Source organism: Paenibacillus sp. USDA918EY, from assembly GCF_009870825.1.
GTDB classification, from domain to species: Bacteria; Bacillota; Bacilli; order Paenibacillales; family Paenibacillaceae; genus Paenibacillus_AQ; species Paenibacillus_AQ albilobatus.
Genome location: NZ_WTWY01000006.1, coordinates 320,101 through 338,306, shown reverse-complemented (window position 1 = coordinate 338,306; position 18,206 = coordinate 320,101). Strand labels below are relative to the sequence as shown.

The 18,206-nt window shown below is 52.2% G+C and carries 20 protein-coding genes, 6 tRNA genes, 1 pseudogene and 3 riboswitches; of the genes and pseudogenes, 15 read left to right on the top strand and 12 right to left on the bottom strand.

The genetic code is table 11. From position 1 onward, the window contains the following. The first annotated feature begins 93 nt into the window (after nucleotides 1–93). The 3 genes from alr (at nucleotide 94) to GQY55_RS15570 (ending at nucleotide 2,147) form a co-directional block, all read left to right on the top strand. Nucleotides 94–1,299 (top strand): alanine racemase, encoded by a 1,206-nt coding sequence (gene alr, locus GQY55_RS15580; RefSeq protein ID WP_160042772.1) that lies wholly within the window; start codon nucleotides 94–96, stop codon nucleotides 1,297–1,299. A 212-nt stretch (nucleotides 1,300–1,511) separates the two neighbouring features. Then, a complete protein-coding gene (locus GQY55_RS15575; protein WP_127606059.1) occupies nucleotides 1,512–1,793 on the top strand; it encodes a CopG family ribbon-helix-helix protein in 282 nt (93 codons plus the stop codon). Between the two features lie 3 nt (nucleotides 1,794–1,796). Further along, the gene (locus tag GQY55_RS15570; protein ID WP_160042771.1) at nucleotides 1,797–2,147 is read left to right on the top strand and encodes a type II toxin-antitoxin system PemK/MazF family toxin; all 351 of its coding nucleotides are present in this window, start codon (nucleotides 1,797–1,799) and stop codon (nucleotides 2,145–2,147) included. Here GQY55_RS15570 and GQY55_RS15565 read toward each other — a convergent pair. Beyond that, a complete protein-coding gene (locus tag GQY55_RS15565; RefSeq protein WP_160042770.1) occupies nucleotides 2,144–2,332 on the bottom strand; it encodes a hypothetical protein in 189 nt (62 codons plus the stop codon). The two genes, GQY55_RS15570 and GQY55_RS15565, sit on opposite strands and share 4 nt — an antisense overlap. Before the next feature lie 297 nt (nucleotides 2,333–2,629). Between GQY55_RS15565 and GQY55_RS15560 the strand changes: the two genes are divergently transcribed. Next, a complete protein-coding gene (locus GQY55_RS15560; RefSeq protein WP_160042769.1) occupies nucleotides 2,630–4,840 on the top strand; it encodes a Tex family protein in 2,211 nt (736 codons plus the stop codon). Nucleotides 4,841–4,923: 83 nt separating this feature from the next. Here GQY55_RS15560 and GQY55_RS15555 read toward each other — a convergent pair whose 3' ends face one another. Further along, a complete protein-coding gene (locus GQY55_RS15555; protein ID WP_160042768.1) occupies nucleotides 4,924–5,508 on the bottom strand; it encodes a CGNR zinc finger domain-containing protein in 585 nt (194 codons plus the stop codon). A 189-nt stretch (nucleotides 5,509–5,697) separates the two neighbouring features. Here GQY55_RS15555 and GQY55_RS15550 point away from each other — a divergent pair, with 189 nt between their 5' ends. After that, on the top strand, nucleotides 5,698–6,165 hold the full coding sequence (locus GQY55_RS15550) for a DinB family protein (RefSeq protein ID WP_160042767.1): 468 nt from the start codon (nucleotides 5,698–5,700) through the stop codon (nucleotides 6,163–6,165). A gap of 139 nt (nucleotides 6,166–6,304) precedes the next feature. Here the strand turns inward: GQY55_RS15550 and cmpA are convergent, their stop codons facing one another. Both cmpA and GQY55_RS15540 read right to left on the bottom strand, forming a co-directional pair. Then, entirely contained in the window at nucleotides 6,305–6,433 is a 129-nt protein-coding gene (cmpA, locus tag GQY55_RS15545) for a cortex morphogenetic protein CmpA (protein ID WP_160042766.1), read from the bottom strand. 204 nt (nucleotides 6,434–6,637) lie between these two features. Next, nucleotides 6,638–6,988: a hydrolase/acyltransferase gene (locus GQY55_RS15540; RefSeq protein WP_160042765.1), complete on the bottom strand. Its 351-nt coding sequence runs from the start codon at nucleotides 6,986–6,988 to the stop codon at nucleotides 6,638–6,640. Between the two features lie 177 nt (nucleotides 6,989–7,165). Between GQY55_RS15540 and GQY55_RS15535 the strand changes: the two genes are divergently transcribed. From GQY55_RS15535 to GQY55_RS15525, 3 genes are all read left to right on the top strand, one after another. Beyond that, nucleotides 7,166–7,645: a SprT family protein gene (locus GQY55_RS15535; protein WP_160042827.1), complete on the top strand. Its 480-nt coding sequence runs from the start codon at nucleotides 7,166–7,168 to the stop codon at nucleotides 7,643–7,645. A 32-nt stretch (nucleotides 7,646–7,677) separates the two neighbouring features. Beyond that, nucleotides 7,678–7,753: transfer RNA gene (locus GQY55_RS15530), tRNA-Asn, on the top strand. 7 nt (nucleotides 7,754–7,760) lie between these two features. Next, nucleotides 7,761–7,849 (top strand) — tRNA-Ser (locus GQY55_RS15525). A 234-nt stretch (nucleotides 7,850–8,083) separates the two neighbouring features. Here the strand turns inward: GQY55_RS15525 and tlp are convergent. After that, nucleotides 8,084–8,299, bottom strand: a complete 216-nt coding sequence (gene tlp, locus GQY55_RS15520) for a small acid-soluble spore protein Tlp (RefSeq protein WP_160042764.1) — start codon at nucleotides 8,297–8,299, stop codon at nucleotides 8,084–8,086. A 215-nt stretch (nucleotides 8,300–8,514) separates the two neighbouring features. On the opposite strand from tlp, the gene GQY55_RS15515 reads away from it, so the two are divergent. From GQY55_RS15515 to GQY55_RS15505, 3 genes are all read left to right on the top strand, one after another. Next, a tRNA-Glu gene (locus GQY55_RS15515) sits at nucleotides 8,515–8,586 on the top strand. A 138-nt stretch (nucleotides 8,587–8,724) separates the two neighbouring features. After that, nucleotides 8,725–8,800 (top strand) — tRNA-Lys (locus tag GQY55_RS15510). A 20-nt stretch (nucleotides 8,801–8,820) separates the two neighbouring features. Then, nucleotides 8,821–8,906, top strand: a tRNA-Leu gene (locus GQY55_RS15505). A 343-nt stretch (nucleotides 8,907–9,249) separates the two neighbouring features. Here GQY55_RS15505 and GQY55_RS15500 read toward each other — a convergent pair. From GQY55_RS15500 to GQY55_RS15480, 5 genes are all read right to left on the bottom strand, one after another. Further along, nucleotides 9,250–9,906 (bottom strand): urease accessory protein UreF, encoded by a 657-nt coding sequence (locus GQY55_RS15500; RefSeq protein WP_160042763.1) that lies wholly within the window; start codon nucleotides 9,904–9,906, stop codon nucleotides 9,250–9,252. Between the two features lie 417 nt (nucleotides 9,907–10,323). Further along, nucleotides 10,324–11,346 carry a DUF2804 domain-containing protein gene (locus GQY55_RS15495; RefSeq protein WP_201452166.1) on the bottom strand — a complete coding sequence of 341 codons (1,023 nt, stop codon included), beginning with the start codon at nucleotides 11,344–11,346 and terminating at the stop codon, nucleotides 10,324–10,326. A 312-nt stretch (nucleotides 11,347–11,658) separates the two neighbouring features. Continuing rightward, on the bottom strand, nucleotides 11,659–12,888 hold the full coding sequence (locus tag GQY55_RS15490) for an MFS transporter (protein WP_160042762.1): 1,230 nt from the start codon (nucleotides 12,886–12,888) through the stop codon (nucleotides 11,659–11,661). 13 nt (nucleotides 12,889–12,901) lie between these two features. Beyond that, a complete protein-coding gene (locus GQY55_RS15485; protein WP_160042825.1) occupies nucleotides 12,902–13,297 on the bottom strand; it encodes a MarR family winged helix-turn-helix transcriptional regulator in 396 nt (131 codons plus the stop codon). Between the two features lie 197 nt (nucleotides 13,298–13,494). Next, entirely contained in the window at nucleotides 13,495–14,112 is a 618-nt protein-coding gene (locus tag GQY55_RS15480) for a PAS domain-containing protein (RefSeq protein WP_160042761.1), read from the bottom strand. A 254-nt stretch (nucleotides 14,113–14,366) separates the two neighbouring features. Here GQY55_RS15480 and GQY55_RS15475 point away from each other — a divergent pair, with 254 nt between their 5' ends. From GQY55_RS15475 to GQY55_RS15465, 3 genes and pseudogenes are all read left to right on the top strand, one after another. Further along, the gene (locus tag GQY55_RS15475; RefSeq protein ID WP_160042760.1) at nucleotides 14,367–14,711 is read left to right on the top strand and encodes a helix-turn-helix domain-containing protein; all 345 of its coding nucleotides are present in this window, start codon (nucleotides 14,367–14,369) and stop codon (nucleotides 14,709–14,711) included. A gap of 309 nt (nucleotides 14,712–15,020) precedes the next feature. Beyond that, nucleotides 15,021–15,590 (top strand): annotated as a pseudogene (locus GQY55_RS15470) (MmyB family transcriptional regulator). A 132-nt stretch (nucleotides 15,591–15,722) separates the two neighbouring features. Continuing rightward, nucleotides 15,723–15,805: transfer RNA gene (locus tag GQY55_RS15465), tRNA-Leu, on the top strand. 124 nt (nucleotides 15,806–15,929) lie between these two features. On the opposite strand, the gene GQY55_RS15460 is transcribed toward GQY55_RS15465, so the two are convergent. Together GQY55_RS15460 and GQY55_RS31435 are read right to left on the bottom strand one after the other, a co-directional pair. Beyond that, on the bottom strand, nucleotides 15,930–16,382 hold the full coding sequence (locus GQY55_RS15460) for a hypothetical protein (RefSeq protein WP_160042759.1): 453 nt from the start codon (nucleotides 16,380–16,382) through the stop codon (nucleotides 15,930–15,932). 3 nt (nucleotides 16,383–16,385) lie between these two features. After that, nucleotides 16,386–16,533: riboswitch (cyclic di-AMP (ydaO/yuaA leader) on the bottom strand. 67 nt (nucleotides 16,534–16,600) lie between these two features. After that, nucleotides 16,601–16,810, bottom strand: a complete 210-nt coding sequence (locus tag GQY55_RS31435; RefSeq protein WP_236575637.1) for a hypothetical protein — start codon at nucleotides 16,808–16,810, stop codon at nucleotides 16,601–16,603. A 166-nt stretch (nucleotides 16,811–16,976) separates the two neighbouring features. Next, nucleotides 16,977–17,186: riboswitch (cyclic di-AMP (ydaO/yuaA leader) on the top strand. Between the two features lie 105 nt (nucleotides 17,187–17,291). Continuing rightward, nucleotides 17,292–17,464: riboswitch (cyclic di-AMP (ydaO/yuaA leader) on the top strand. A 184-nt stretch (nucleotides 17,465–17,648) separates the two neighbouring features. Between GQY55_RS31435 and GQY55_RS15455 the strand changes: the two genes are divergently transcribed. Next, nucleotides 17,649–18,041 carry a hypothetical protein gene (locus tag GQY55_RS15455; RefSeq protein ID WP_160042758.1) on the top strand — a complete coding sequence of 131 codons (393 nt, stop codon included), beginning with the start codon at nucleotides 17,649–17,651 and terminating at the stop codon, nucleotides 18,039–18,041. Nucleotides 18,042–18,206: the final 165 nt, after the last annotated feature.

Sequence of the window (18,206 nt, the reverse complement as noted above, 5' to 3'; positions counted from 1 at the left end):
CGCCCTGCCGTGGTTCATTGACAGGGGCCTTCTCGGACATTACGCTTAATAAGCGAGCTAGGTGCAATACGTAAGAGAAGGTGACTGCAAACAATGCAAGTTCAATATAGAGCGACACAAGCGGAAATCAATTTGGATCATTTGCGGGATAACTGCCAAGCATTCCGCCGGGCGCTTCCCGAAGGGATGCGTCTGCTTGCCTGCGTCAAAGCGGATGCGTACGGGCATGGCGCCGTCGAAACGGCGAGAGAGCTGGAGCGGGCCGGCGCGGACTATTTGAGCGTGGCTTTTTTGGATGAGGCGATTCAGCTTCGCCGGGCCGGCATACAAGCGCCCGTGCTTGTGCTGGGGTATACGCCGCCCGAAGGGATCCGGGCCGCCTGGGAGCACCGGATTACGGTAACGGCGTTCAGCCCCGAAGTGCTGGAAGCCATCCGGAACCTGCCCGAAGAAAGCTTGAAGCAGCCTTTGAAGGTCCACATCAAAATCGACAGCGGCATGGGCCGGCTGGGTCTGCTTCCCGGCGACGCGGCGGTGTCCTTCGTCGAGAAAGCCTTGGAGACGCCGCAGGCCGAGGTCGAAGGGTTGTTCACCCATTTTTCCAAAGCCGACGAAGAGGACAAAAGCTACACGCACGAGCAATACCGCCGCTTTGCAAGCGTCGTATCCGCGTTGGAGCAAAAGGGCATCCGCCTCCCGATTCTTCATACCGGAAACAGCGCGACGGCCATCGATATGCCGGAGCTGTCATTTAACATGGTGCGGATCGGCATCAGCATGTACGGCCTGTACCCTTCGGACGAAGTCAACCGGCAGCGGATCGCGTTGAAACCCGTGTTGACGCTGAAGACCAAAGCCGCGTTCGTCAAAAAGCTGCCTCCGCATTGGGGCGTCAGCTACGGCGCCAGATACGTGACGGAAGCGGAGGAAATGATCGCTACGCTTCCGATCGGTTATGCCGACGGCTACTCCCGCATGCTGAGCGGCAAGGCGGAAGTGCTGATCCGCGGGCGCCGCGTGCCCGTCGTCGGCACGATCTGCATGGACCAGTGCATGGTTTCGCTGCGATCTTTCGGCAAAGAGGCGGAAGGGATTCAAGCCGGCGAAGAGGTGGTGCTGATCGGCAGCCAATCCGGTTCGAGCATCACGGCCGATGAGCTGGCCTCCTGGCTCGGCACGATCAACTACGAGGTCGTCTGCATGATCGCGGGCCGGGTGCCGCGTTTGTATGTTCGCAGCGGTCATCCCGTCCGTTTGGTCAATTCCTTGCTCCCTGATTTCGAGGAAAAAACTGGTTAATATCCTTTTGCCCGCTTCAAGAAGGAATAACTTGCCTGCGGCTCGAATAAGGATTTATGCCGAGATTGTCTGTACGGGAACGGCGGCTGTAGTTTATAATGGAATGCAGCATACCTGATATACCTTCGGCATATATATTCCTTTGTATAAAATTCCTTGAATAAAGTAATACTGGGCACAAGGGTGTGAAGGTTGTGGGGGTGGAAGAAAAGGTGGCTAATATGCAGAATACCAAACGAATTATGATCAGCTTGCCGGATCATCTTTTGCAGGAAGTGGATGGCATCGTGGCGATGGAAAATTCCAACCGCAGCGAATTGATTCGGCAGGCCATGAAGCTGTACTTGCTGGAACGGAAAAAACGTTATATCCGTGAATCCATGCAGCGCGGTTACATGGAAATGGCCAAAATCAATTTGACGATGGCCTCTGAGGCGTTTCATGCGGAGGAAGATGCAGACAGCACTTTAGGTCGCTTAGTGAGCGGGGTGTAAACATTGATCGTAAAACGCGGCGACGTTTTTTTTGCGGATCTGTCACCCGTTGTCGGTTCTGAACAAGGCGGAGTGAGACCGGTGCTGGTCATCCAAAACGATATCGGCAACCGCTTCAGTCCTACGGTCATCGTAGCGGCGATCACGGCCCAGATTCAAAAAGCCAAGCTGCCGACGCACGTGGAAATCGACGCGGCTTCGCATGGCTTTGACAGGGACTCTGTCATATTGCTGGAGCAAATCCGAACCATTGACAAGCAAAGGCTGACGGACAAAATCACCCATCTGGACGAGGAAACGATGAAAAAGGTGGATGAATCTTTGCAGATCAGCTTAAGCTTGATCGACTTTTAACCAAACAGTGCAGTGAAAAGGCGCGCCCCGAGGCTCGCCTTTTTTTCGTTGGCCGACTTTTCCACTTGCCCGGCGCCTTGATGAAACATGTAAAGGGATTGTAAAATACAAGCCTCGGCGGAGTATCCCTTCGGAAACGGCAGGAAATCAGGGGAAACATCGCCCCGCGAAGAAGCTTCTGCCATCCTTGTTTGCCTCTTCCAAAGATGTCCGCTGGAAATGTAGGCAAAAGTTTGTGATAATATACAAGAACCTTGCTTTACTTTTTAGAAAAATATCTAAATTTTATTTACGAGGATTTTACGGTCATTTTACGAAAACGTTGAACTTGAAGCTCCGGAACCCGCTCGGAAACCGCGGACGGAGAACGAAATTTTACATGACGAACTTAAATGCATAAAAAGCGCCAATAAACGAACGAATCTACGGACTTTGAAATATCGCCGAACCAGGCGAATCGAACGGGAAAGAGGGATTTATCAATGACGGAAAAGGCAGTAGTCGACATGAATACGGAAGAACAGAAAGCGAAAGAACAGGAACGCATCATTTCGCAGACCGCAAAGGAATTGCAGCTTTCGCTGAAGCAGATCCGCACGACGGTCGAGCTTTTGGACGAAGGGAACACCATTCCGTTTATCGCGAGATACCGGAAGGAAATGACCGGGGAACTGGACGAAAACCAGCTGCGCGACATCGAAGAGCGTGTCCATTACTTGCGCAATTTGGAGGAACGGAAACGCGAGGTTATCCGGATCATCGACGAGCAGGGCAAACTGACGGGCGAGCTGAAGACGGCTATCGAGAAGGCGGTCAAGCTGCAGGAAGTGGAGGATTTGTACCGTCCATACCGGCAAAAGCGGAAAACCCGGGCCAGCGTCGCGAAGGAAAAAGGCCTTGAACCGCTGGCGGAGTGGATCATGGGGCAGCCGAAGCAGGGGGATGTGCAGCAGGAAGCTTCCAAATACGTCGACGCAGAAAAGGGCGTGGAAAACGCGGATGAAGCCATTGCCGGCGCCATGGACATTTTGGCGGAAAACATGGCCGATGACGCAACGATCCGCTCGTGGGTGCGCCGTTATACGATGGATCACGCCATGCTGACTTCCGAAGCCAAAGACGCGGAGCAGGAATCGGTGTACGAAAATTATTATAACTACCGCGAGCTTGCGAAAAAAATGCCGCCTCACCGGATTTTGGCGATCAACCGGGGCGAACGCGAAAACGTGCTGAAGGTAGGGCTCGAGGTATCGGCGGAGCCGATTCACAACTTTATGGCCCGCCAGACGGTCAAGGGGCCGTCCGTCGTGCAGCCGATTCTGACGGCGGTTATTGAAGATGCCTACAAGCGCCTGATCGCGCCTTCGATCGAGCGGGAAATCCGTGCCGAGCTGACGGAAAAAGGAGAAAACCAGGCGATCTCGATCTTCTCCGGCAACCTGCGCAGCCTGCTGCTGCAGCCGCCGGTCAAAGGAAGATGCGTGCTTGGCGTGGACCCGGCGTACCGGACCGGATGCAAGCTGGCCGTGGTCGACGAGACGGGCAAGCTGCTTGAAGTGGCGGTCACCTATCCGACGCCCCCGAACAATAAGAAAAAAGAAGCCGCGGACAAATTCCGCGAGCTGATCAACAAATATGCGATCGAGCTGATCGTCATCGGCAACGGCACCGCTTCGCGCGAAACGGAGCAGTTCGTGGCCGAGGTGATCGGAGAGCTGCATGATTCGAACCTGGCGTACCTGATCGTCAATGAAGCGGGAGCGAGCGTGTATTCGGCGTCCAAGCTGGCGCAGGAGGAATTCCCGGGTCTGGACGTGGCGGAACGCAGCGCGGTTTCCATCGCCCGCCGGGTGCAGGATCCGCTTGCGGAGCTGGTCAAAATCGAACCGAAAGCCATCGGCGTGGGGCAATACCAGCATGACGTATCGCAAAAACACTTGGATGAAAGCCTCAAGGCTGTCGTGGAATCGGCCGTAAACCATGTGGGCGTGGACGTCAATACGGCTTCGCCTTCGCTATTGTCTTACGTGGCCGGCGTCAACGCGACCTTGGCGAAAAACATCGTGAAATACCGCGATTCGAACGGCAAATTCCTCAGCCGCAAGCAGCTGCAAAACGTGCCTCGCCTTGGAGCCAAAACGTATGAGCAGTGCGTCGGTTTCCTCCGGATTTCCGATGGGGAGAACCCGCTCGACCGGACGCCGATCCACCCGGAATCGTATCCGGTGGTCGACCGTCTGTTCAAGGAACTGGGCATCGGCATGGACAAGCTGGGGACGCAGGAGCTGTCCGATTTGCTGGCGCAGCAGCATGTAGGGCAGCTCGCCGAAGCGCTTGACGTCGGCGTGCCGACGCTGCGCGACATTCTGGAAAGCTTGCAGCGTCCGGGCCGCGACCCGCGCGAGGAGCTTCCGCTGCCGATCTTCCGCACGGACGTGCTGAAGATCGAGGATTTGGCTCCGGGCATGGAGCTTCAGGGTACGGTGCGCAACGTCATCGACTTCGGGGCATTCGTGGACATCGGCATCAAAAGCGACGGACTTGTCCATATCTCGCAGCTTAGCGAAGGTTACGTCAAACATCCGATGGACGTCGTCTCCGTCGGGGACAATGTAACGGTGTGGGTGCTGAACGTAGATTTGAAAAAAGGCCGCGTCGGGCTGACGATGCGCAAGCCGAAAGACCAGCAGTAATAGACCGGAAAAACAAATAAGCCCCTGTCAAAAAAATCGGATGATCGGGGCTTATTTAAGCATGCTTTTTTTAAAATGTTTCGTCATTCTTTAGCGGTTTGGTCCGCGTCGGCTGAAGTTAGGGCGGAGAGCTTCTTTTTGGCTCGAAAACGCCGAACCTTCATCAGATTGCCGCACATTTTATCGTCGCAATACCGCTTGGAGCGGTTGCGCGTATCGTCGTAATAAACCCAAAGGCAGTCCGGATTGCCGCAAATGCGGATTCTGGACGTTTCGCCTTTTTCCAGCACGGACGCAAAGGAGGCTGCAATTTCGGCCATACTCTGCGTCCAATTGGCGTTGGCCGGAATATACGCAAGGCTTACCGTTTGATCGGCGGAACGGGTCACCTTGCGATGCACCGGCTCTTTTTCCATCCAGCCGTTTAGCATGGCGATCTGAAGGTCGGTCAACCCTTCGCCGGCAACGATCTGACGAATCAGCTCCAGCAGAAACGCCCGGAGCTTTTTTAGCTCGCCCAATTCCTTTTTGTCCGGAAGGTTGGCGGCCGTAATGCCGTCTTCCTGCATAAAACGGCGAAGCCATTTCTCCTGCTCCAGACGGTCCTCCTCGCGTCCGCTGCCCCGCCAATCATGCCAATGGCTGTTCACTAAATCATCCCAAAGCATCGCGAGAATCATCCTTTCTATATGAGCATTGTAGCAATCGCGGATTGCTTTTGCCATCTCCGGCTGCGAACCGCCGGGAGAAAAATCGTTTAAAACAAACTTGCGCTTGTGCAGGAAGAATATGTATGTTATCGTCGTTGTAACCACCGTGTTGGAATATGGTGGTTACAAACGAATGGAGGCGATGGAATGAGCATCCGGAATCTGCTGCTGGAATATTGGGATTCTTGCATGGAAAAAGAAGATTGGTATCCGCCGCTGCAGTCTGCCCTTCAGAATGTATCAATCGAGCAGGCGGTGTGGAAACCCGCGGAAGGGGCGGCCAACAGCATTTGGGAAAACGTACAGCACCTGTTGTATTATAAGGAGCGCTTGCTCGCCCGGTTAAGGGGGACTTCGGAAGTATTCAACTTAACCAACGATGAAACGTTCCGGATTCCGAAAGCCGGCAGCGAGGAGTGGGAGCAGGTCAAGTCAAGGCTTGTGGATGTGCATACGGCGCTGCAAAGCGAGCTGGAGCGGCTGCCGGAGGAGGAACTCGAAGCGAATCCCCAGCGGTTTATGAGCTTGATTACACATGATGCCTACCATACCGGGCAGATCATATTATTGAGCAAACTGCAGGGCTCCTGGCCGGCGACAAGAAGCTTTGAATAAGCGGCAAAGGGCCGGTTTTCGCGGCTCATTTTCCCTACTGCGAAACGATATCGCCATATATATGGATACGACATAAAAAAGAAGCCGGACGATTCCCGTCCGGCTTGGCATTTTTTGCTTTCGTTATGGATGTCAAAGCCTATGAGTGATCCGAGCCCTCGCTGGCTGAATTCCGGTAAAAAAACCAGCAGTCGTTCAGCAGCTTGATTTGGCGTCTGTCCTTTTTGCGGAAGGCGCGTGTCAGTTGATTGCAGAGCCATTGCGGCAAGGGTATCTCCTCCTCTTGCTAAAACCGTCTGTATGGATAGCATATGGGGGAGACGCCCAAAGCGTGCAGGTCTACATCGTTAAATTGACGGGAAAGCCGGCAGCCAAAAACGGGCGAAGCCGGCTTCGGCTTCGGTTCTTGAACATCTCTATCCGTCAGATCCTCAAGGCACGCCTGCGGGCCGCTTCAACGATGAGAAGGGGATCAGACGGCTTCTTCTTCGTACCACTGCTCCAGCTGCGCCTGCAGGGCACGGATTTCCGTGAGCAGCGAAATGAGCGGATAATTCGTTTCGTCGAGGGAAGCAAAGGACTTCTCCAATTCGTTGATATAATCGAGACCGCTCACGATCGAAGAAGTCTCCTGCAGAAGCTCGAGCTGATCACATTCGGCCACGGCCAGCGGCAGGTCCGGCGTTCCTTGCGCGGTGAGCTTGCTGACTTCCTTATGGAGCCTCAAATTCAGCGCGCTGAGCTGATAGGCATAATCGGCAGGCATCTCCACGTATTGGAGCTTGTCTCCCAGCTGTAGAATAACGTATCGCATGTTTGGCATAATGAAGTTTCTCCCTCCGTACTTGCTGCTTGCATAGGCTTGCAGATCGGTCAAAACAATCCTTACTTGACAGTGTAGCTTAGGGAGAAGTTAAAATTCAAGTAGATTCCTGTGCGGAAAAATGACATGTCCGTGCAAATAGATGGAAAGGGAGCATTCGGTAAGGACATGGCGATGATGAGCAATGAAGAACTTCAGGCTTGGGTGGAGCGCGTGTCGCTGGAAAGCTTCGGCGTACCGTTCAGGCATCGGGCGTCATTTAACGCAAGGCTGTCCTCTACGGGGGGACGTTATTTTACGCATACCCATGACATCGAGATCAACCCGCATCAGCTGGCGGAAAACGGCAGGGAAGAGGTGGAGAAAATCATCAAGCATGAGCTCTGCCACTACCATCTGCATCTGGCCGGAAAAGGGTACAAGCATCGCGACCCCGATTTCAAAACGCTGCTCCGGCATGTCGGGGGAAGCCGGTTCTGCAGCGCGCTTCAGAGCCGCGGGGGCAGAAAAACGCAGCCGTACCGTTACGTGCTCCTATGCCAGGAGTGCGGGATGAAATATATGCGCAAGCGGAAGGTCGATACGAGACGTTTTCGATGCGGCAAATGCAGGGGCAGGCTGCGGCAGGCAACGCTTGACTCGCCCCAAAAATCGTGATAAATTATTACTTGTCACCATCTTGAAAACGTTCCCCGATAGCTCAGTCGGTAGAGCACTCGACTGTTAATCGAGTTGTCACAGGTTCGAGTCCTGTTCGGGGAGCCAGTATCTTGGAGAGATACCCAAGTGGCTATAAGGGGACCCTCTGCTAAGGGGTTAGACTGCGTAAGCGGTGCGAGGGTTCGAATCCCTCTCTCTCCGTTGAACATACATCGAATAAAGGCTCCCGGCGCTATTGCGCTGGGAGCCTTTGCTGTAAAGGGATGAGAACCCTCGAAGAGGGGGCGTCGGAGCGTAGACATCGGTAGGAACAGCGTCGCAGTCCCGACCGAAGGGAGGGTATCCCTCTCTCTCCGTTCTGACATACATCGAAAAACTCCCTGCGCGATAGCGTAGGGAGTTTTTGTGTAAAGGGATGAGAACCCTCCGTCAAACTTATTGGTTCTTTTCATCCTGATATTCGGCTTCAAAGCCTTCGATGGCTCTTTCGCGTTTCGTGTTTTTATGCTGCAGATTGTGAAGTTCCTTCCCGGAGATTTCATCGGCATGCTCATCCAGGTAGTCGTTTGTCTTTTGAATGTTCTCGCGCGTATTGTCGATGGCGTTTTGGAGTTTCTCCGCGTTATCGGAGCGGTCATCAGGTTTAGCCATGGTTTTAATCTCCTTTTGATGTGTATTTTTTAGGTCCGGGACGAGATCATCCCGGTGATGACATATCAATCCTAAGATGCCATGATTAAGTCGAACTTATTCATTCAAACGGGGGAAAATGCCCGTCCAAAAACAATTAAAAAAAATTCAAAAAAACACTTGTCATGTCCCAAAATTTCTGTTAAGATAATTTTTGTTGTCACGCTTGATGATATGGCCCGTTGGTCAAGGGGTTAAGACACCTCCCTTTCACGGAGGTAACAGGGGTTCGAATCCCCTACGGGTCATCTTTCAATATTGCTTCGATTGGGGGTAAGAACCCAAAAGGGTCGAAGCATTAACTTCGATGGGATTGCGTCGCAGTCTCGAGCGAAGGGAAGCGTGGGCTTCTAGAAATTTTGGCGCACATCTTAGTGAGTCAGCGAGAGCCATTAGCTCAGTTGGTAGAGCACCTGACTTTTAATCAGGGTGTCGAAGGTTCGAGTCCTTCATGGCTCACCAGTTTTTCATTTCTCAAACGTGCGGTAGTGGTGGAATGGCAGACACGCTATCTTGAGGGGGTAGTGGGCGTACGCCCGTGGAGGTTCGAGTCCTCTCTACCGCACCATAATATAACAACGACAATCCTTGCGAAGCCAAGGGTTTTTTTGTGTTTAATAATGAAATAAAAAAAGCGCACTCGCGCTGTTTCAGGAGGGGCCGATTTCCCTTTAGGTGCTTATTTCCCTGGCAGCAAGAGGTGTGCTTTTTTACGATAAAATGGAATTTTGATCATTTAATTGCATTCCGGCTAAGCAAGTTACGGATTATGGCAATTCGTCGGTGGATCGTTTGCTTTTTGTGGTATTTGCGGCATGGATTAAGGGGAGATATACTGCTCGAAGCATTAGACTGCCGGCTTGAAAACAAGGCTCGACGAAAGCGGGGTCGAAGAAGTTCATGCCCGTCGTTTAGGCGATATGAGGGCTGCTTGCCTTGGATTCAAAACGTTCTTTCGTCAGAACGTCTTTTTCGAGCAGCCATGCTTTTTCCATCTCGGCTGTCCATTTGCCGGCCAGCATCCTGGCTTCCGGACGAGGGATGTTCAGGGGGCGGGCGGTACCGTAAACGCATGCGTATACCGCGGACTGCATGTAACCGTACACGGCTCGGTCGCAGCTTGTGCCCAATTGATAATTGATGTAAGCGTGAACGGTAGCCAGACAGGCGGGGGTTATGTTGTTATGGACCATTTCCTCCAGTACGGCGAGGTTTAGAAAAGGATATAGGGCCTGCGCCAGTTTTACCAGCTTTTTGCCCTGTTTGCTTGCGGCTTCGAGTTCTTGCGCCTTTAAAGTTTGGCCGAGCAGCAGCCGGTCGATCCGGGCGATCGAAGGGATATCCAGCAGCTCGGCAGCCTCGTAAATGGCTTGGATCGCGGCGCCGTCCTGTCGTACCAAACGGTCCGTCATGGGATGCAGGAAAAATCCTTCAAGTTCGGGTTGCGTTTGGATGCGTCCATCCGAGATGCGATTTTTTAAGTCCAGTAGGCAGCTGAAGCTTCCAACCGACAAGTCATGATCCAGCATTTGCACGTAATCAAGTAATTTGGTGCTTTTGTCATTCAAAACAGTCACCCCCAGTGAAAAATAGGTTAAGCAAAGTGAAGTGAAACGCTAAGATATATAAATGTTATATAATGTAACACGAATTTCGGATTTGCCTCGGTATAATAGAGATTTGTAAAATAATATTACATATAAATTTCCATTTGTCAATGTGATCCTGAATTTTTGTTATAATGCAAATGATTTATGTTAGTTAATATAACATAATGTCGAATACAAACCGAAGGTAGCGGTTTATTTGCTTTCTTCGGTTTAGCTTCCCTTATGTATTACATGCAAGGTGGATGCCTTAGACAGAAGGCACCGTTAGAAAGGATTTTCGGTGAGCTTCATGATCCAAACAGGTTAAGGTTATTGGTTACAAGCCGCATCAAAAAACCTTCCGGCAATCCGGAAGGTTTTTGTACACGGTGCGGGTTACCAATGATTGACCGCATGCTCGACGAAAGCCAGCATGTCTTTCACTTCGATGACGGTACCGTCGTCCAGGACGGCTTTGCCGTTTAACCGTCCGAAGATCTGATGGCAGCGATTGTCCACAAACAGCATTTTCGTTTCCGTATAACGGTCGTACAACGGCTCAAAATCCATTTCAAACCGTCCGTCGTCGCTGGCGATGGTTTTCGGGGACATATAACCTCCTGCCGCCAGATCCACGTACACCTCGTTTAGCTTATGGGCGTTTCCGTCGTAAAACAGCATGTTTTCGGTGGCGGCCTCCGTATTGCCGAACCCGAAGCCGATGTTGAAGCCGAACCGTTTGCCGCCGATCCAGGCGCTGCCGTTGCCCCAGACCCATTCGTGGCTGAACGGCCACGCGCCGCGTCCCCAGTCGAGAAGCCCGAAGGCCGTTTCCGGCTCAAACCCGATGGTCCGGCCGCCCATGTTGACCGTGCCGCTGGCGGGCATGCAGTTGATTTTGTGGTTGTAGTAAAAATAACGCGGATTTTCGTCAAACGGCGTCGCGATGACCAGCGATTCCAAATCGGGCTGGCAAAGCTCGAGGTCGATGTCCACAGGCTGCCCCGCACGGCGACTCCGGGTGCGGCAGCGCAGCCGCCGGCCGCCTTTGTATACTTCAAAGCTCATCTCGATATTTTTGCGGCGCACGGCCAAATCGCCATGCTCTGCGGAAGCCGGCATCCTCAGCCGATTGAACGGCAGCGCCAGCATTTCCCTGACCGCGTATGTCTTTTTCTCATTCAAATCGATCAGCATCACGGAAAGTTCGCCCGCGTAAGAAGTATGGCCGATGGTCAGCTGCAGGCAGAAGTCGTCGTTCAGCACCTGGTAAAAATCCCACTCCTTGATCCGCCACGGCGGGGCTTTGATCTGTTTGCGGTTGTAGCGCATGACCGCCTTGGTCGAATACCCTTTTTGCATCAAGGTTCCGTTCGGGTACAGCAAATCCGAGAAAGTGGTGATCCGGTGGTTGCGCATCGTTTCATCTCCTTATGTGCGAGTCGTCGGGATGAGGTAAAAGCGATTCAGGCCATTGCCGGCAAAAGCGGTTCAAGGTTGGAGGACGAGAGCCGCGGTCATCCTGTCTTGAGTAAGCGTTTTCAAAATGGATGGCGCGGCTGCAATAAATCTTAAGACCATTATATGGGAAAGCGTACGGAGAATCACCCATAATTTCATTTATCGCTTTGAGAAGCGTTTTGTCCGGGATTAAAAGGGGGATCTGCCTGTATCCAATGACGCTCAATATAGTAAAAAGCCCTTCCGCCGCATGCGGAAAGGCTTGAGGGTTTAACCGTTGATCGAGGTATTGTCCGGGGATAACTTCGGCGACGCCTGTTCTCCTTCTTTCGGCCGGGTCAGCAGATACAAAACGTAAACCGCGATGAAAACGCCAAGGAACAGCGAAGAATAGCGGTACATGGTGCCGTACGTGCTGAAAGCGGCGATCTGTCCCAAAATCAGGGCGCCGACCGCGACGCCCAAATCCAGCGAATTGAAATACATGCTGTTCGCCATCCCCTGACGCTGCGGCGGAACCAGCTGAAGCATCCAGGATTGCAGCGTCGGCTGCAGCGTTCCGAACCCAAGCCCGTAGCAGAGTGCGGCCAACGCGAGAAACCAGGTCGACGTCGAATAGGACAGCAGCCACAGCCCGACGATCAAACATGCCGCCGCCGGAATGAGCAGTGCTTTATGTCCTTTTTTATCATAAATTTTACCGGAAATCGGCCGGATTAAAATGACGGCTACCGCATTAAACAAAAAGAACAGCGAAGCGTTGGCCAAATGGACCTCTTTGCCGAACAGGTTCATGAAGCTGAGCAGCCCCCCATAGGTCACGGACATGAGCAGGTTCAAAAGGCTTGGCAGCAACAGCGCCTTCGGGAATCCTTTCTTTTGAGGCACGGCCGAAAACTCCTTCGGCACGGCGGCGGGATCGGGCTGCTTTACCTTTTTCGCCAGCGGATAGACGAGCGGGAAAATGAGGGCGATGACGATCAGCGTCGCGTAGACCAGGGCGGGAAACCCCTGCTTGTCGAGTATCGTGCTTCCGATAACCGGCCCCAGCGATAAGGCGATGCTGGTGGACAAGCCGAAATAGCCCATGCCTTCGCCCAAACGGCGGACCGGAACGATGCCGGATGCCATCGTCGGAAGGGTGGTGCTTCCCATGCCGAAGCCGACGCCGAACACGATCCGCATCGCAAGCAGCAAAGCCAGCGAGCTGCTCCACAAATAGCCCAAAGTGGCTAGAAGGGCAAGGACGAGCCCGAGAAAAAGAATGGCGTTGCGTTTTCCTTTTTCCAGCGCCTTGGCCGAAAAAAGGCGGGAGACGATGGCGGATAAAGCGAACATGGTCGTAAATAAGCTGACCGTCAGCGCGCCTGCGTGAAAATGTTCCTTGACGTATCCCGATAGCGGCGACAATATCATCTGCAGGTTCAAAAACAGCAGCAGGTTGCAAACCGTCAGCATGATGAACTCCCGCGTCCATAATTTGTCTTTGATGTCTTTCATGATGCGTTAGCTCCTACTCTACGAATATTCGGTCAATATTGGCATTGATCTGTTTCATGATTTGGTCGAGCGTCTGCAGCTGTTCGTCCGAAATGCCGGCGATCAACTCGTCGTTCAAGCTGAGCTCGAGCGGTTCGGTTTCGTTTATGAGCTGCTTCACGTCCGGGGTGGCGTAGATCAAATAGGCTCTGCGGTCGCCCGGGTCGGGTTTGCGCTGGATGAACCCTTTTTTGTCCAGAACGTCGAGGATCCGGGTGATGGAGGGCTGATCCTTGCCGGATCGGAGCGCCAGCTCTTTTTGGTTGATCCCTTCCTGAAGATATACCTGGTACAGAACCGTCCACTGCTCGGGCGTAATGCCGTAAGGCTTCAGTCTGCTTGCAAAAAGCGAGGACATTTTACGCGACATGTTGCCGAAACGGAAACCGATCGATTGGTGGGTCAATTTGGACCTTTTCAGAGAGATACACCCCTTTAAATTAATTGTTGTAACAATTATATTCATGTGAAAAGAATTCGTCAATGATGTCTTCCTGAAAATGGAAGAATGCGCAATGCCGCGGACGAAGGTTATGTATACGGTACAAAGATGCAGCTGGATGACGGTTAGGAGTAGGATGATCCGTCCAACACGGAGGAATATTTCGGGTACAGGCGCCGGATGCAGTCCGGGCAAATGTCATGGGTGAACTCCGCATGCGTATGTTTTTGGAGAAAGCTCTCGACGGAATTCCAAATATCGTGCTCGTCGCGGATTCTTTTGCATACTGCACAGATCGGGAGGAGGCCGCGAAGCGTTCGAATTTTGGTCAAGGCTTCCATGAGGTCATGTTCGATCATTTTGCTTTTCGTAATGTCCGTGAAGCAGACGGTCATTCCTTTGACGGTGGTGCGGTCATCATGAAAAATGGTCGAGGCCTCAAGCAAATACCATTTTACCGGGCGGTGAGCAGAGGACTGGATTTCATCGCGAAAATACGGCTGCGTTCCGTTAAGCACGGAATCCAGATCGATCGGAAGCTGCCCGTCGGCTTCGGAAAGCGCGGCGTAAATCTGCATGAAACTGACGCCCAACCACTCGAACGATTCGGGGATGCCCGCTTCGATCGAATTTTGGAGCCAAACCCGGTTGACGGAGACGATGCAGCCCTTGGTATCAACGATCGCGACGGCCTGCTTTAACGAATCGATAATTTCGGGAAAAGTGAAGCTTGTTTTATGCAACGAAGGTCGCTCCCTCTTTTTGAATTGGAAGTGCTCGTATCGCAGGTAAGTAAGACTTTCTCGTTTCAGTCTGACGGAGGGGTGAACAAAGGTGTATGAGATTTGCACGAAAACGGGAATAAACTTATGACACCAATTATCAGTATGTTATAATTACTTCAGCATAAAGAAAAGTATATACTTTTTTACGTCATATTGCAAGACAAAAATTACTTAAATGCGTCGTCAGAAGAAATTTTGGAAGGCGGTCTTATATGCAATCCATTTACGATCGAATCGAATCGTTAATCAAAATGCGGGGGATGACGAAAAAATCGTTTTGCGAAAAGCTCGGCATCAGCACGGGGAATCTGGGGGACTGGAAAAGGGGAAAGTCGACGCCCAGCACCCATAAGCTCGTGGAAATCGCCTCCTTTTTTGAGGTAAGCCTGGATTGGTTGATTTTGGGCAAAGAGCAGGAGCCTTTTCATTTAAAAGAAAACACGGGTACATACGAATGGGATGATGACGGTCCTCCGTTGTCCGAGAAGGAAAAAGAATTCATAAAAGAATATATCGACTTTACGCGGTACAGAAAAATGCAGTCGGACGGCGAGTGACCTTTGAACGTGCAAAGGCCGAGGCAACGGTATGCATCATCCTGCGCGAGGGCTTTAGCCATTTTTCGAAAATAGCAGAAGAAACGCGGATGGCTCGAGTCAAAATAATTCGGGCAAGAGGCGGGGTTAGGCCCGCCCTGTCTTCTTTCCGCGGAGTTCAGCTTATGGAGGATATTCAGGCGATCGCAGCTGTGTCCGCCGGGCGGTAGTAGGCCGACGCGGCAGGGGCATCATGGGATGACGTCGCGGGCGCTTGCATTAAAAGAGGCTATGCTTGTAGAGCAAAGCCTCTTTTAGTAGTGGAATGAAATGTTTCTCCTTGCCCTGCAGCAGTACCCTGCTGCATCAACGCAGGTTGCCCCGGAAATTTCGCCGGCGCTTCAGCGGTTTCTTGATCTGCAGGGAACAAGCCCGGCTTACGTGACCGACCAGCGTCTGAATATCGTGGCATGGAACCGGATCGCCAGTATGCTGTACGGCGGGTATGAAACGATGTCAGCGCGCGAACGCAACTCCGTCTGGCGTACGTTTACTTCCCCGGATGTCCGGGAACTGCTTCGCGAACATTGGGAATCGCATGCCCGGCACCGGCTGGCGCAGTTTCGGGCAAGCTCAAATACGCCGGCGATCCATGGTGGACGGACATGATCGGGGAATTAAGCCGCAATAGCGAAGAATTTCAGGGCGTGGTGGCCGCGGCATGACGTATTAAACGGTCCCGAGGGGGAAAAAATCAATTATCATCGGGCTGTTGGCAAGCTCACATTCGAGCAGGTCTCGTTTATCATGTCCGATGAACCGAATCTGACCGTTACGCTCAACGTTCCGGCGGCGGACGGCGATACCGTCGCCAAATTAAGCAAGCTTTTAAAGGAATAAGCGGGCTGGTTTTACACCCCCTTTTGCCGCAAGAAGAACTTTTGCCCGGGATCTGACCCGTAAAAAGGAATAAACTATTTACATTTCATAATTATCGGTGTATAATAACAGAGTTGCTGAAAAAGTTGATGCGCGGTAGTGGTGGAATGGCAGACACGCTATCTTGAGGGGGTAGTGGGCGTACGCCCGTGGAGGTTCGAGTCCTCTCTACCGCATTTATAATCAGAACGACGAGAAAATCCCTGTTTTGCAGGGATTTTTTGTTTTGTTTCGGTTTTTTTACGTCGTCACGATGCGTTCAGGATGTTGCAAAAACTGTAGTTTTTTGCGGGCTCCGCTTCAAAATAATGAGACATAGGCTTCGGCCGTGTTCATTAAAATGCTGCGCTCCACCTGTTCGCCCTCAGCTCCCAGACCTCGGCCGCTCGTGCCCGAAAGTCCTTGAAGGGCGTCGCACAACAGATGGAGCCTTGCCAGATGGAATGGGCGCAGATTTGAAATCAAGCCGGTTTCGATGCTCGAAACGCTTTTGAAATTCCTATGCAACACCTGTTCGAACCATGAAGCCCACGCGGTCCAATCTACCGGCCGGTTCCCTTCGTTGAAGTACATTTCCCCCCAGCCGCAGCCTCCGCTTGTCACAATCCGCATCAATACCCTGTAATGATCACCGAAACCGCAAAAGGTACTCGGGTTCTTTTTTGTTAGATGAATTACGAACAACTCAATGGCATGCAGGCGAATCGTCCCCTGGACAGCCAGTGGCTCCGTGTCGGATTCGGTATGAAGCATAGATTTCTCTCCTTTTGTCGCTTACGGAGTTAGCTGCCGGATTCGGGCCGGGAGAAGCCCTACGCAGGTTGCCCAGCGATTCACCCCGCGGCCGTGGCGGCCGGATGGTTCCCCCGTTTCCCGGGTAGCGGGAATTCAGCGCGTGATTGTTTAAAGGTACTAGGATTTCAGGATTTTTACCTCCTTGGATTTTTGCAAACTCCTCAAGTAATTGGCATTTATAATAACGGACGGCAGAGCGTTTGTAAAATGAAATGTAAATCGTGAAAGGCCGGGCTTTGCCGAAATCGGACCGTGTCGATGGCAATCTGGCGATGACGGCTGTTTTTCTCCCGTTTTCTCATTTTGCCACGGTTCTTCGTCTGTTTGCGGAAATAGCTTGCGTACATAATAGGCCGGAAAAGGCAGGCCGCTTCATCAAGCGTCAAAAACAAGAAAATAGAGAGCATGCGAGAGTTTAACGGAGATAAATGCTTTTGTAAGCGATAACCTGCGCATTAAGGCCGCCATTTTACGTGAATAGCGATTTCGCGCTGCCTTTACATGCCGATGCGCGCAGGTGTATGATTCAAATCGTAATTCAACATGTTTCCATTTTTTGAATCGCTGAGTTTCCGTTCGTTCAGGAACGGGAATCGGGGGAACCAATCGCGCGCTCCCGTCGTCCGGTGTGAGAGTCGGACGGCAGGCAGGCCGCAGGGGTGAATCCCGTGACCGGATGCCATGGATCCGTCATCACGGGTAGAGCGACTCTCACCGCTCGAATCCGTCAGCTAACCTCGTAAGCGTCGTATGGGAGAGGAATGATGAAACTTGTGATCGATGCAGATCGACCGCAGGGGACCTAATGACCTCTGTGGTTTTTTGTTGTCTTAACTACGAAAAATAAGCAGCTTATAAAAAAATGAAACGTCTTTAACGCTGAATTCCGGCTTCGGCCGGAATCGGGGGAACCAACGCGCCGTAAGCATCCAATTTGCCGATGGCGCCGGGGTGAATCCCTTTGTCCGTACCGGACGAGGGAAGGGCGACTCTCACGCCCTAATCCGTCAGCTAACCTCGTAAGCGTATAGGGAGAGGCCCCATTTGTCGTGAGCATATATTCATGGCTTTCTTTGGTCATGGATTTTTGAAGCCGCGGGAAAGATCCTCTTTCCTGCGGCTTTTTCCATTCTATCGGAACGTAAAAACCGCTGAATCGCCGTTTCCGTTACTGCAAGAAATATTCATTCGAATCCGATTCATCGAAAAAAGGAGGCGAAAGCCGTGAAAGAAGAGCTCATCGTTGTGACGGCTCCGAACGAAGCCGGGCGCAATTTTATCAAGCTTCTGATGTATCTCAAGCGGCCTTTCGCCGCGCTGACGAACAATGCGAAAGAAGAACGGGAGCTGAGGAAGCTGGGAGTGCCCAAAATCATCCGCCTTCACACCAACAACACGGATGAGTGGGTTGTTCCCGAAGGGCGGATCGGCCGGATTTTCATATTCGAGAACAGCTTGAATCTAACGTGCCGATACCTGCAAATTTGCCGTCCCTGGACGCCGTGTCCCATCTACGTGATCACCCAGGCGCATCATTCGCCGGGCATTTACCGGGGGCTTGGGGCGGACCATGTCATTCATACGCTAAACGGCGAGGTCGGTTTTTTGCTGAAGTAACGGTTTGGACGATTGAAACAGGATGCGGAAGGCTGAAGCAAGAAATGTCCGGAGCTTGCAAAAGGCAGGCAGCCGGGCAGAAAAAGGAGAGAGTTTGATCCATGATGGACCTTTTCATGATATTGACGCTGGCGGGCGTGTTCGGAATATTTTTGCTGTTTCTGA